Genomic DNA, 13,470 nt, shown 5'->3' on the forward strand with positions numbered 1-13,470 from the left:
TACTTTCTTTAATCAGTAGTACTATCAGTATCAGTTGGTTTCTAATACTGATAGTACAAATATAAAAAAGGCTCCGAAAGGAGCCTTTTTTGTTTTTGAATATATTGAAGTCGTAAATAATACTTTGGTCGACTTAAATATTAATTCTATCGCTTAGCGTGTAATTGATTACTCACTAAGTAAACTAAATGTTTAGATAGCAAACTCTTCTAGAGATTTACCAGCATCTAGCTGTTCTTGGATAGCTGAAGGCGTACGGCCTTGACCTGTCCAAGTCTTCTCGTCGCCGTTTGCGTCTACGTATTTGTATTTCGCTGGGCGAGGAGCGCGTTTAGCTTTTGTTGTTTTAGATTTTGCTTCACCAGAAAGTGCAGCAATAAGATCGGCAACATCAATTCCGTCTTTTGCAATTTGTTCAGCAATAGCAGAAAGCTTAGCTTCTTGCTCTGCTTTAGCAGCACGCTCTTCAGCTTCAGACTCTTGACGCTCTTGTACAACAATAGTCAGCTTGTCTAGCGCTTCTTCAAGTTGCTCAAGAGTTAATTCACGTGAGAACGCACGAAGGCTGCGGATATTTAATAGAGTTTTTGTTAATTCAGACATGATATTTTCCATCAAGGTAAACTAAATAATCTTCCTAATAATAAACAGAGCCTAGGAATAAAACAAATAGTATTTCTTCTATTACATATTTAAATATAAAAGTGAGATGAATAGTTGAAAATTCAGAGCAGTATTTCTATTGAATTTATAATAATTATTAAGAATATCTTAAAAAATGATATGTGACAGGTGGAGTAGTCAACTTATGTAGACTATTCTTCTATTGATTAGTTCATTAACAAAAAGCTATTTTTCTTGGAATGATATGTTGCATTGTTGCTCTTGATGAGTACAATTGCGGCTACCTGATGCGAGGTGTTGGTTAATTTGTTGTTAAACTCTGGTTTGCACGGTTAATAATGTTATCGCACGTAGAGGTGCAATTATAAAAAGTAACTTCCGTTGGGGTGATGCCAATGAACGGGAATGAAAGGTGTAATTGCCGAAGTAAATTGTATATCTAAGCAATTTGCTGGGGTTGTGCTCAATAGGTACAACACTGCCATAGTCTTAATTTTAAACTATGGAGCGCTACTGTAGGGTTGGGTGAAGTGTTCACTTCCCTTTCGCTTAGTTCAACATGAGCTTGGTCAGCCGTATCAAGTTTGTCTGCAGTAGATCTCTAGCCAAATAAAAAACTGGTTTTTGAAGATCATGAATTTAATAGATTTTGCAACATCACCTTTATCTTTGCTTCCGCCCCTTGTGGCTTTGAGCCTTGCTATTGTTACCCGCCGTGTATTGGTTTCTTTGGGTGTCGGTATCATCATGGGTGCGATTCTACTTGCTGATTACTCAGTAGGTAACGCAGCTAGCTACGTGTTTACTAAAGCATCTGGTGTTTTCATCGAAGATGGTGGCATCAACACTTGGAACATGAGCATCATTGCATTCCTAATTATTCTTGGAATGACAACGGCATTATTAACACTGTCTGGCGGTACTCGCGCATTCGCGGAGTGGGCACAGTCTCGCGTTAAGAGCAAACGTGGTTCAAAACTACTTGCTGCTTTCTTAGGTGTATTCATCTTTGTTGATGACTACTTTAACAGCCTAGCGGTTGGTGCTATCTCTCGTCCTGTAACAGACCGCTTCTATGTATCTCGCGCTAAGCTAGCTTATATTCTTGATTCTACTGCGGCTCCTATGTGTGTGATCATGCCAGCTTCTAGTTGGGGTGCTTACATCATTACTATTATTGGTGGCATCTTAGTAACACATGGTGTGACAGAGTATTCTGCTCTAGGTGCTTATGTTCGTCTTATTCCAATGAACTTCTACGCGGTATTTGCACTATTGATGGTGTTCGCAGTGGCGTGGTTCGGTCTAGATGTTGGTAAGATGCGCGATCACGAGATCGAAGCGTCTCAAGGTCGTGGCTTTGAAGGCGACAACGATAGCCAGCAAGCTCACGATCTAAACGAAGAGCTAGACATCGAAGAGAGCGAGAACGGTTCTGTTTCTGACCTAATCATGCCGATCGTTTCATTGATCGTAGCGACTGTAGCTGCGATGCTTTACACAGGCGGTCAAGCGTTAGCTGCTGATGGTCAAGCGTTTAACCTACTTGGTGCATTCGAAAATACAGATGTTGGTAAATCTCTTGTTTACGGTGGTGTTATCGGCTTACTAGTAGCACTAGCGACAGTATTCAAGCAAAAGCTATCTATGGCCGATATCGCAAGAACAATGTGGATTGGTGCAAGCTCTATGTTTGGCGCAATCCTAATCCTTGTATTCGCATGGACTATCGGTTCTGTAATCGGCGACATGAAAACAGGTTCGTACCTATCATCTCTAGTAACGGGCAGCATCGATTACCACTGGCTACCAGTTATCTTGTTCCTTCTAGCGGGCGTTATGGCGTTCTCTACAGGTACTTCATGGGGTACGTTCGGTATCATGCTACCTATCGCAGGTGACATGGCTGCAGCATCGGATATCGCACTGATTCTTCCAATGCTAAGTGCGGTTCTAGCGGGTGCAGTATTTGGTGACCACTGTTCTCCAATCTCAGATACGACGATTCTGTCTTCTACTGGTGCTCGTTGTAACCACATCGACCACGTCTCGACTCAGCTTCCATACGCGTTGTCTGTAGCGTTCGTATCGTGCATTGGTTTCATCACTCTAGGTATGACATCTTCAATTGGCATCGCATTTGGCGCAGCGTCTCTAACGTTTGTTGCTGTATGTTTTGCATTGGCTTACTTCTCTCGCTGCAAAATGGCGACGTGCAAAAGCTAAAATTGAAAGTTAATCAGTAAACTATCAGGGAGGCGTTTGCCTCCCTTTTTTGTGCCTGTTAATTTAATTTTAAGTTTCGTGAAAAAAGTTCGAATAAATGGTTGAAAAAGGATGTCAGCTTAGTTAGTGTGGAGACAAGACAGCAAACAACCTAAGAGCTGATAAGTATGCGTAAATTAGTAATGAACATTCATCACCATCATCACCCTATCTAGTCTTTCGGGGAGATTTACGTATACCCGGGAGCAAGATTACTCCCGGAGGTTAAGTCAAAAGAATTTAGATTTAAACCCTCGGGATGACAAAGTCCCCGAGGGTTTTTTAGTTTTAGCGCTTTTAAATAATCAATAAATTCAAATATTTGCACAGGGATACAGCAATGCAGACACAACGCCTAAGAATCGCAATTCAAAAGAAAGGTCGCTTAAGTAAAGAGTGCCAAGACCTACTTAAAAAATGTGGTGTTAAATTTAATATCATGGGTGAGCGCCTAGTGGTTCACTCACTAAATATGCCAATCGACTTGTTACTCGTTCGTGATGACGACATCCCAGGTCTTATCATGGATGGTGTAGTTGACCTTGGTTTCATCGGTGAAAATGAACTAGAAGAAGTTCGTCTAGATCGTGTTGCTCTTAAAGAGCCTTCAGAGTTCCGCACACTACGTCGTTTAGACTTCGGTGGTTGCCGCCTTTCAATCGCTATTAATAAAGACGAAGAATACAACGGCCCACAAGACTTAGCGGGCAAACGTATTGCGACAACCTACCCACAACTACTTAAAGCCTACATGGACGAGCAGGGTGTTGAGTTCAGCACTTGTATGCTAACAGGTTCGGTTGAAGTCGCGCCTCGCGCTGGCCTTGCAGACGCTATCGCTGATTTAGTTTCTACAGGTGCAACGCTTGAAGCGAACGGCCTAAAAGAAGCAGAAGCTATCTTCCAATCGAAAGCAACACTGATTCAACGTGTTGGCGACTTCGACGCAGACAAGACCGCACTGATTGAAAAACTACTGACTCGTATGCAGGGTGTTCAACAAGCGAAAGAGTCGAAGTACATCATGCTTCACGCGCCAACCTCTCAACTAGAGCAAATCAAAGCATTACTGCCTGGTGCTGAAGATCCAACGGTTCTTCCTCTATCTACAGACAAAGACAAAGTTGCCGTGCACCTAGTAAGTACAGAGAACTTGTTCTGGGAAACAATGGAACAGCTGAAAGAGTTGGGTGCAAGCTCGATTCTAGTATTACCAATCGAAAAAATGATGGGGTAGTGACGATGAGAACCGTTGTTTGGCAATCTTTAAGTGAATCACAGCAAGACTCGGTATTAGAGCGTCCAGCTATTACTGAAGGTGCAAACATCACAGCGACTGTTTCTGATGTTATTGCAAAAGTACGAAATGAAGGCGATGCCGCGCTTAAAAAGCTGACTGCAAAGTTTGATGGTGTAACTCCAGAATCTATCCGAGTCAGTTCGGGTGAGATTGAAGAGGCGTGTGCTCGTCTAACACCAGAGATGAAGCAAGCGTTAGAGCAAGCTTATAGCAACATTGCGAAGTTTCACGAAGCTCAAAAGCCGCAGCCAATTAAGGTTGAGACACAGCCTGGTGTTGTGTGTGAGCAAGTGACGCGCGCGATTAATACTGTTGGCCTTTATATTCCCGGTGGCAGTGCGCCACTACCGTCAACGGTTCTTATGTTAGGTGTTCCTGCTCAAATCGCAGGTTGTCGTAAGGTTGTGCTTTGTTCACCTCCGCCAATCGCTGATGAAATCTTGTATGTCGCTAAGCTTTGTAAGATCGACGAAGTTTACAACGTTGGTGGTGGTCAAGCGGTTGCAGCAATGGCTTACGGTACCGAGAGTGTGGCTAAAGTCGATAAGATCTTCGGCCCAGGTAATGCCTACGTTACGGAAGCAAAGCGCCAAGTGAGTAATGACTTCCGCGGAGCAGCTATTGATATGCCAGCTGGCCCATCTGAAGTGTTAGTGATTGCTGATGAAACGGCTGATGCAGACTTCATTGCAGCGGATTTGTTGAGCCAAGCGGAACACGGGCCTGACTCTCAAGTAGTATTGGTAACTCCATCTCCAGTGGTTGCAGACCAAGTAACAGAAGCGGTTCAAAAGCAACTGAAAGAACTGTCTCGTGCGAACATCGCTCAGCAAGCATTGGCTTCAAGCTTAATCATCATTGCTGAATCGATCACTCAAGCGATTGCGATTTCGAATTTCTACGGTCCTGAGCACTTGATCGTTCAAACCAAGAACCCACGTGAATTGCTGCCATTGCTAGATAATGCAGGCTCAATTTTCCTTGGTGACTGGTCTCCAGAATCTGCAGGTGACTACGCATCCGGCACAAACCACGTTCTTCCGACTTACGGTTATACCAAGACGTATTCAAGCCTAGGTTTGGCTGATTTCTCTAAGCGAATGACGGTGCAGGAGCTAACAGCCGATGGGTTGAAAGGCCTAGCGCCAACAGTAGTAACAATGGCGGAAGCCGAAGGTTTGGATGCACACAAACGCGCTGTGACTATCCGAGTTGAAAAGTTAAATAAAGCGAAATAAGGGTAGGGCATGGAAAAGTTAGCAAGAAAACAAGTTCAGGCTCTAACACCTTACTTGTCTGCAAGACGCATAGGCGGTACTGGTGATGTATGGCTAAACGCCAACGAATCTCCGTTTGATAACGAGTACAACCTGAACTTGTCTCGTCTTAACCGTTACAGCGAATGTCAGCCAAAAGAGCTGATTGATGCTTACGCTCGATACGCAGGCGTGAAATCAGAGCAAACACTGACGACTCGTGGTGCTGACGAAGGCATTGAGTTATTGATTCGTGCTTTCTGTGAGCCGAACGAAGACGCTATTCTTTACTGCCCACCTACTTACGGTATGTACGCAATCAGTGCAGAGACGATTGGTGTTGAGCGTAAAGTTGTGCCTCTTACTTCTGAATGGCAATTGGATCTTCCAGCTATCGAAGCTCAGCTCGACAACGTAAAAGTGGTGTTTGTTTGTAGCCCAAATAACCCAACCGGTAATTTAGTTGATCGTAAAGACATCATCAAGCTGCTTGAAATGACACAAGACAAAGCGATTGTGGTGATGGATGAAGCGTATATCGATTTTTGTCCAGAAGCGTCAACCGTTGATTTGCTTGAGCAATATCCAAACCTAGCGATTCTGCGCACCTTGTCGAAGGCCTTTGCTTTGGCGGGCTTACGTTGTGGCTTTACGCTAGCGAACAAAGAGCTTATCGATGTACTGTTGAAAGTGATTGCTCCTTATCCAGTGCCAATCCCTGTTGCTGACATTGCCGTTCAAGCTCTCTCAGAGCAAGGACTAGCGCGAGCTAAGTTCCAAGTTCTAGATTTAAGTGCTAACCGAGCGTATTTGCAGGCGGGTCTATTAGGTATGCCTCAAGTGACGGTTTTTGATGGCTGGGGTAACTACTTACTGGTGAAATTCCCGAACGGCGATGAGTTATTTAAAGCGGCTTGGGATACGGGCATTATTTTGCGTAATTCACCTATTGAAGACTGTGTTCGTATTAGTATTGGTAACCGCGAAGAGTGCGAAAAGACACTTGGATTCATTCGTAACTTTTATCAGTAACGAAAGGCTTACCAGTAATAACATTTGCCAGTTTGAGTTGATTAATCGCAGATTGGCAAGTGAAACCAATATTTTGGGTTAGCGTTTGATTTTAGCTAGGCCACCAGATTTAAAATTAAAAGGAAGTTCAAGTGAGTAAACAACAGAAAATACTTTTTATAGACCGTGACGGCACCTTAATTGTAGAGCCGCCAGTTGACTTTCAAGTAGATCGTTTAGACAAGCTAAAATTCGAACCGCGAGTAATTCCTAGCCTACTTGCACTGCAAGACGCTGGTTACCGTCTAGTGATGGTGACTAACCAAGATGGTCTAGGTACCGATAGCTACCCACAAGAAGATTTCGATGCACCACACAATATGATGATGGAGTTCTTCGAATCTCAAGGCGTTAAGTTTGACGACGTGCTTATTTGCCCTCACTTTGACGAAGACAACTGCTCTTGCCGTAAGCCTAAACTGGGTATGGTTAAAGAGTACCTACAAGGCGGTAAAGTCGATTTCCAACACTCTGTTGTGATTGGCGACCGAATGACGGATCTTCAACTGGCAGAGAACATGGCTATCCGCGGTATTCAATATGGCCCGGATGCGGAAACTGAAGGCACGCTTAACTGGCCACAAATCGTTAAAGATCTGACGGTTAATGCGCGTATTGCTGAAGTAGTTCGTACTACTAAAGAAACCGATATCAAGGTTGCAGTAAACCTTGATGAAACCGGTGGCAACAAGATCGATACCGGCATGGGTTTCTTCGACCACATGCTTGATCAAATTGCGACACACGGTGGTTTCCAAATGAACCTGACTGTGAAGGGCGACCTGCACATTGATGATCACCACACAGTCGAAGATACCGCTCTGGCTTTAGGCCAAGCATTGAAAGATGCACTAGGCGACAAACGTGGTATTGGCCGTTTTGGTTTCAGCCTACCAATGGATGAGTGTTTGGCTCAGTGTGCGTTAGACCTTTCTGGTCGTCCATACCTGAAGTTCGATGCTAAGTTCAGCCGTGAGCAAGTGGGTGATCTTTCAACCGAGATGGTGGTTCACTTCTTCCGTTCTCTAACTGATACATTGGCTTGTACGCTACACCTTTCTTCTGATGGCAATAATGATCACCACATCATTGAGAGCCTGTTCAAAGCGTTTGGCCGTACTCTTCGCCAAGCAATCAAAGTTGAAGGTAACGAGTTACCAAGCAGCAAAGGCGTTCTGTAAGGGTTCGGTATGAAAGAGCAAAAAGTCGTTATTATTGATACTGGTTGTGCCAACGTTTCATCGGTGAAGTTTGCGATTGAACGTTTGGGCTACGCAGTTGAAATTTCAAAAGAACCAGAAGTTGTTCTTGCTGCCGACAAGCTATTCCTACCCGGTGTAGGTACAGCAAGTGAGGCAATGAAGAACCTGCAAGAGCGTGACCTTGTTACCCTTGTGAAGCAAGTAGAGAAGCCTCTGCTGGGTATCTGTTTAGGTATGCAGCTGTTAGGCAAACTGTCTCAAGAGAAAGGTCAAAAGGCTGATGAGTTAGTTGAATGCCTAGGTTTGTGTGATGGCGAAGTTCGTTTACTTGAAACGGGCGACTTACCATTACCACACATGGGTTGGAACACAGTAACAGCAACGCCTAATCACCCGCTATTTAAAGACATTGAAGAAGGCGAATACTTCTACTTTGTTCATAGCTTCGCAATGCCAGTGGGCGACTACACAATCGCACAATGTGATTACGGTAATCCGTTCACTGCGGCGGTTCAAAGTGGCAATTATTATGGTGTTCAGTTCCACCCAGAGCGATCTTCGAAAGCTGGCTCTAAGCTGATTCAGAACTTCTTGGAATTGTAATAAGGATTAGGCAGCGGCTAACGTTGCCATATAAGGAATGTAAATGATTATTCCCGCGTTAGATTTAATTGAAGGCCAAGTAGTTCGCTTATTCCAAGGAGACTACGGGCAAGTAACAGAATACAAAGTAGACCCAACAGAGCAGTTTAATCTGTACCACCAAGCTGGCGCTGGCTGGCTGCACCTTGTTGACTTAACGGGCGCAAAAGACACAACGGCTCGTCAGTTAGACTTGATTGCTAAGCTCCTTGCTAGCACGCCTGCGAACATCCAGATTGGTGGTGGCGTGCGTAACGAACAAGATGTCGTTGATCTGCTAGAAGCTGGCGCACAGCGCGTTGTGGTTGGTTCTACAGCCGTTAAGCAACCTGAGTTGGTGAAAGGTTGGATGGAGAAGTACGGCGCGGAAAAAATCGTGCTGGCTCTGGACATCAATATTGACGAAAGCGGCATACGTAAAGTGGCGATTTCAGGTTGGCAAGAAGATTCAGGTGTGACCATTGAAGCGCTGATTGAAGACTACCTCACGGTTGGCCTTAAACACGTGCTGTGTACCGATATTTCACGCGATGGCACGCTAGAAGGATCAAACGTAGAGCTCTATGTTGATCTTTGTAAGCAGTACCCACAAGTGCAATTCCAATCATCGGGCGGCATTGGCAGCCTAGCTGATATCGAAGCGCTAAAAGGCAGCGGTGTTGCGGGTGTGATTGTGGGTCGTGCACTACTTGATGGCAAGTTTACCGCAGAGGAGGCATTTGCATGTTGGCAAAGCGCATAATCCCTTGTTTGGATGTCCGTGACGGACAAGTGGTTAAGGGCGTTCAGTTCCGTAACCACGAAATTATTGGTGACATCGTTCCGCTAGCACAACGCTATGCAGAAGAGGGCGCCGATGAATTGGTATTTTATGACATCACCGCATCAAGTGATGGCCGTGTGGTCGATAAAAGCTGGGTGAAACGCGTAGCTGAAGTGATCGATATCCCTTTCTGTGTCGCTGGTGGTATTAAATCAGCAGAAGATGCAGCGCGCATCCTTGAGTTTGGTGCGGATAAAGTGTCAATCAACTCACCGGCATTGGCTAATCCACAGCTGATTACTGACCTTGCTGATAAGTTTGGCGTTCAGTGTATCGTTGTCGGTATCGATTCATACTTCGACAAAGAAACCGGTAAATATCAGGTTTACCAATTTACAGGCGATGAAGCGCGTACTAAAGCAACCAAATGGGAAACCAAAGATTGGGTGCAGGAAGTACAGAAGCGTGGCGCAGGTGAGATTGTGTTAAACATGATGAACCAAGATGGCGTTCGTAACGGCTATGATATCGATCAGTTAAACATGGTGCGTGAAGTGTGTAATGTGCCATTGATTGCCTCTGGTGGCGCTGGTGCAATGGAGCACTTTGCTGAAGCTTATAAAAAGACCAACGTGGATGGAGCACTTGCGGCTTCGGTATTCCACAAACAAGTCATCAATATTGGTGAACTTAAACAGTATTTAAAACAACAAGATGTAGAGGTGCGACTATGAGTTTTGAACCCGTAAGCTTATCAAAAACAGAAGTAGGCGCATTGTCAGAGCGTATTAACTGGGAAAAAGTAGATGGCTTAGTGCCAGCGATTGTTCAAGATTACCAGTCAAGCCAAGTGCTAATGATGGGATACATGAATCCAGCCGCACTTGAGAAAACGGGTGAAACTGGCAATGTGACGTTTTTCTCTCGCACAAAAGAGCGTCTTTGGACGAAAGGTGAAACGTCGGGCAATGTATTGCAACTGCAAAACATCGCCTTGGACTGTGACAGCGACACCTTACTGGTTAAAGTTAATCCCATTGGTCCAACGTGCCACACAGGTACAACAACGTGTTGGGATGGAGACAAGCAAGAAGAGTCTCAGATGGTGTGGCTTCATCAGCTTGAGCAGCTATTGGCTGCCCGCAAGGACGCCGATCCTGAATCTTCTTATACTGCCAGTCTATATGCCCGTGGCACCAAGCGTATTTCGCAAAAAGTGGGCGAAGAAGGCGTTGAAGTCGCGCTTGCGGCGACGTCGGGCGATAAGGCGGAGTTAGTGTGTGAATCAGCAGATTTGATTTACCACCTAATGGTTCTTCTTCAAGACCAAGGCTTATCGATGGATGATGTGGTAAACAAGCTGAAAGAGCGTCATAAGTAAGCTCTCTTTAGATTAATAGAACCGCGTAAAAGACAGACAAAAGCCCCGCAAACAAACATGTTTACGGGGCTTTTTAGTTTTTTAATTTTCAAGATTTCAAGATTTCAAGATTTCAAGATTTCTAAGCCCTACGTCACTTTTCTAACCTCTGACTTTGCGTCATTCCGAGGAGCCTAAGCGACATCAGGAATCTCTTCTCTTAATCTGACTTCTTAGTCGAACGAGTTATCCGCAGCACTTCTTGTATTTCTTACCACTGCCACAAATACACGGATCATTACGGCCGATTTTAAAGCTCTCAACGGTTTGATTTAAGCGTGGGTCAATTTCTGGTTGTGTAGTTTGTTCCTGCTCTGGGAAGGTACCATCAATGTAGTACCAAAGACCGTCTTCACGTATAAAGCGAGAGCGTTCTTGCATGCAGTATTGTGCGCCTTCTTCATTGAAGTAAGCTTTAAACTCAACAAAGCCTTCGTCTTGGTGCGAGCCTACCGCAGTATCGATGACTTCTAGTCCTGCCCAATCACTGTTGATAGATTCGGCAATACCTTCTCTTTGCGCTTCTGCGTTGCAGCTAGGGTGGTAAGTCGCAACAACATAGTCAACTAAACCCAACACGTGCGCTGAATAACGAGAGCGCATCAACTGTTCAGGCGTTTCAACAGCACTGTGGTGAAGGTGCGCTGATTCACAGCACTGTTGGTAAGTATTTTTGCTACCGCATGGGCATAAAGACATAGTCAGATCCTGTAAAAATGGCCTCTATTAAGAGGCCATAAGTGAATGCGTGGGAGTTTACCAAGAAACGATCGCTCACCAAAGTTTAGTTTCTGTTGAAGTTATTGAAATTATCAAAGTGTTAGCGCGAAGTTTACTATTTCAAGGCTGGAGACAATAGCTCTTGAGCCCAAGTCGTCGCTTCGTCATAAGCTTGACCAAGTTGAGCTTCACTCAGTTTGAGAAGCTGGCGAATACGAGTCGCTTCTTCCCAACGAGCTTGCTCATACGCAACCACCATCGCCAATACAGCACCTAACACGCCTTTACGTTGAATCAAGGCTTGTTTGATCTCGATGTCGATCGGCACTGAATCGAGTACTTGTTTCAATGGTTGGTCAAAGAGTGAGTCCAACAGAGAGAACATACCGGTCAAAAAGGCTTGTCCAGGCTCAACCTTAACATTCATCTTCTCAACCAAGAGTTCACACTGACGTGCGCGTATTACCGCTAAGCCATAAAGTGAGTCCGGCTTATCTTCTTTCGCGGATGCGATAGCCACCAGTGAAACGAACTTACGCAGTTTCTGTTCACCAAGGTAAATAAGCGCTTGGCGGAATGAACGAATCGTTGTTGGTGAACCGCCAGCGGAGTTTACGTAGGTAAGTAGCTTATACGACATGGTCACATCGAGCGTAATCAAACGCTCTACTTCACCAAAGTCGATAGGGTCGTGCGCAATCTCTTTTAACAGCTGAACGGTCGTCAGGAATGCCGGGTTGAGCGCACGCGTTTGGATCATCTCTGGCTTGCTAAAGAAATAACCTTGAAAGTAGGTGAAGCCTGCTTTTTTCGCTTCTTGGTATTCTTCGTACGTTTCTACTTTCTCAGCAAGGAACTTGATATCTAGCCCTTTGAGAGAGTTCATAAACATCGCTGCTTTGGCAATTGGCGTCAAACGGATATCGAACTTGATAATTGAAACGTAGGGTAAGAAGCGCTTCCAAGCTTTACTTGGCACAAAGTCGTCTAGCGCAATGGTATAACCCGCGTCAAAGATGGTTTTGATTGCTTCAAGTAATTCGTCTGTTGGTTCGCAGTCTTCAAGAACCTCAACAACGAGGCTTTCTTTGGGGAACAGAGTAGGGACTAAGTTGATTAGGCTTGCATATGGGAAGTTCACGAACCCAAGCTTATCACCCAACGTATTATAGTGGGTCGATAAGAAGTGATCGGAAAGCAAACGGCTAGTAGCGAGCTCCGGCTCTACTTCAGGGAAAGTGTTCTTAGGACCATCCCTGAATAGCAACTCGTAACCTATGGTTTTCTTGCCTGTGTCGAGTATTGGTTGACGCGCTACGTATGAATATTTCAACTTAGTACTGTGTTCGGTTTATTTCTGGTAGAGAGATAATAGCTAATTCACTAGAAATTACCATACACTTTCTAAGAAAGTCTGACCGACAATAATAATCAAAGTGAAAGTTTAAGCGTGATGTTAAAAGCTATTGCTAAACGCTCGATTCTGTAGTTCAAAACTTTGCGGCGTGAACACCAGCACTGAGCCTTGCGTATACCAATCGCCAAGTACGATACGGGTTTTAGTGCAATTGTTAGCATTAAATGTATGGATGTCTGGGCGGTGAGTATGGCCGTGGATCATCAGATCGACATTGTTTCGTTCCATCACATCTTCGACTTCTTGCTGTGTCACATCCATGATGTCGAGAGACTTGGTCTGCTTGTCATCTTTGATATCTGATTGAACCTTTGAAACAATTTTCTTCTTGATGAAAAATGGAATTCGGTTGAAGACCCATTGTAACCATGGCTGATGCACTTTTTCGCGAAAGGCGAGGTACTTTACATCTTCAGTACATAGAGTGTCTCCATGCAATACTACCGCTTTTTGCCCGTAGATATCGATCGTAGAAACTTCGTCGAGAAGTTGTACGCCCGTTTGCTTAGCAAATTTTTTGCCGACTAAGAAGTCGCGGTTCCCTTGAGTAAAGTAACAAGGCACGCCTGTTTTCACTAAGTCGATAAACGCTTGGCGGATAGAAGTCGCGAATTCACTCTTATCATCGTCACCAATCCAGAATTCGAAAAGGTCACCTAATACGTAAAGTGCATCCGCTTCTACGGCTTCTTTCTTCATAAAGGTTAAGAAGCAGTCTGTGATGTCTTCTCGTGACGGAGAAAGGTGCAGATCTGATATAAAATATGTTTTCATAGGTCTAAAAAAAGGG

General features: G+C 44.6%; 13 protein-coding genes, 1 riboswitch and 1 other annotated feature. Of the genes, 9 read left to right on the forward strand and 4 right to left on the reverse strand.

Annotated features, from left to right (window positions below):
* Positions 1-192: 192 nt before the first annotated feature.
* Entirely contained in the window at positions 193-603 is a 411-nt protein-coding gene (locus A6D97_RS04050; RefSeq protein ID WP_017060262.1) for an H-NS family nucleoid-associated regulatory protein, read from the reverse strand.
* A 364-nt stretch (positions 604-967) separates the two neighbouring features.
* A riboswitch (Lysine riboswitch) is annotated at positions 968-1,145 on the forward strand.
* Positions 1,146-1,257: 112 nt separating this feature from the next.
* Here A6D97_RS04050 and A6D97_RS04055 point away from each other — a divergent pair.
* From A6D97_RS04055 to hisIE, 9 genes are all read left to right on the forward strand, one after another.
* Complete coding sequence (locus A6D97_RS04055; protein ID WP_065583867.1) at positions 1,258-2,850, forward strand: Na+/H+ antiporter NhaC family protein; 1,593 nt, start codon at positions 1,258-1,260, stop codon at positions 2,848-2,850.
* A 190-nt stretch (positions 2,851-3,040) separates the two neighbouring features.
* Positions 3,041-3,176 (forward strand) — a sequence feature (His leader region).
* A 53-nt stretch (positions 3,177-3,229) separates the two neighbouring features.
* Positions 3,230-4,126 (forward strand): ATP phosphoribosyltransferase, encoded by an 897-nt coding sequence (gene hisG / locus A6D97_RS04060; protein ID WP_017060264.1) that lies wholly within the window; start codon positions 3,230-3,232, stop codon positions 4,124-4,126.
* Positions 4,126-5,427 (forward strand): histidinol dehydrogenase, encoded by a 1,302-nt coding sequence (gene hisD / locus A6D97_RS04065; RefSeq protein ID WP_017065318.1) that lies wholly within the window; start codon positions 4,126-4,128, stop codon positions 5,425-5,427. Before hisG ends, hisD begins: the two co-directional genes overlap by 1 nt.
* A gap of 9 nt (positions 5,428-5,436) precedes the next feature.
* Complete coding sequence (hisC, locus tag A6D97_RS04070) at positions 5,437-6,477, forward strand: histidinol-phosphate transaminase (RefSeq protein ID WP_065583868.1); 1,041 nt, start codon at positions 5,437-5,439, stop codon at positions 6,475-6,477.
* 131 nt (positions 6,478-6,608) lie between these two features.
* Positions 6,609-7,697 (forward strand): bifunctional histidinol-phosphatase/imidazoleglycerol-phosphate dehydratase HisB, encoded by a 1,089-nt coding sequence (hisB, locus tag A6D97_RS04075; protein WP_017060267.1) that lies wholly within the window; start codon positions 6,609-6,611, stop codon positions 7,695-7,697.
* A gap of 9 nt (positions 7,698-7,706) precedes the next feature.
* Positions 7,707-8,321, forward strand: a complete 615-nt coding sequence (hisH, locus tag A6D97_RS04080) for an imidazole glycerol phosphate synthase subunit HisH (protein WP_017060268.1) — start codon at positions 7,707-7,709, stop codon at positions 8,319-8,321.
* 43 nt (positions 8,322-8,364) lie between these two features.
* Entirely contained in the window at positions 8,365-9,102 is a 738-nt protein-coding gene (hisA, locus tag A6D97_RS04085; protein ID WP_065583869.1) for a 1-(5-phosphoribosyl)-5-[(5-phosphoribosylamino)methylideneamino]imidazole-4-carboxamide isomerase, read from the forward strand.
* A complete protein-coding gene (hisF, locus tag A6D97_RS04090; protein WP_017060270.1) occupies positions 9,084-9,857 on the forward strand; it encodes an imidazole glycerol phosphate synthase subunit HisF in 774 nt (257 codons plus the stop codon). Before hisA ends, hisF begins: the two co-directional genes overlap by 19 nt.
* The gene (hisIE, locus tag A6D97_RS04095; RefSeq protein WP_017060271.1) at positions 9,854-10,504 is read left to right on the forward strand and encodes a bifunctional phosphoribosyl-AMP cyclohydrolase/phosphoribosyl-ATP diphosphatase HisIE; all 651 of its coding nucleotides are present in this window, start codon (positions 9,854-9,856) and stop codon (positions 10,502-10,504) included. The genes hisF and hisIE overlap by 4 nt, the downstream gene beginning before the upstream one ends.
* Before the next feature lie 225 nt (positions 10,505-10,729).
* Here the strand turns inward: hisIE and A6D97_RS04100 are convergent, their stop codons facing one another.
* The 3 genes from A6D97_RS04100 to lpxH all read right to left on the reverse strand — a co-directional run bounded on the left by A6D97_RS04100 (position 10,730) and on the right by lpxH (position 13,454).
* Positions 10,730-11,242 carry a YchJ family protein gene (locus A6D97_RS04100; protein WP_017060272.1) on the reverse strand — a complete coding sequence of 171 codons (513 nt, stop codon included), beginning with the start codon at positions 11,240-11,242 and terminating at the stop codon, positions 10,730-10,732.
* A gap of 136 nt (positions 11,243-11,378) precedes the next feature.
* Entirely contained in the window at positions 11,379-12,596 is a 1,218-nt protein-coding gene (locus A6D97_RS04105) for an EAL domain-containing protein (RefSeq protein WP_029235542.1), read from the reverse strand.
* Between the two features lie 123 nt (positions 12,597-12,719).
* Positions 12,720-13,454, reverse strand: coding sequence for a UDP-2,3-diacylglucosamine diphosphatase (gene lpxH / locus A6D97_RS04110; RefSeq protein WP_017060274.1), 735 nt, complete (start codon positions 13,452-13,454; stop codon positions 12,720-12,722).
* Positions 13,455-13,470 lie beyond the last annotated feature (16 nt).

The organism is Vibrio sp. ZF57, from assembly GCF_001691235.1.
Lineage (GTDB): Bacteria > Pseudomonadota > Gammaproteobacteria > Enterobacterales > Vibrionaceae > Vibrio > Vibrio crassostreae_C.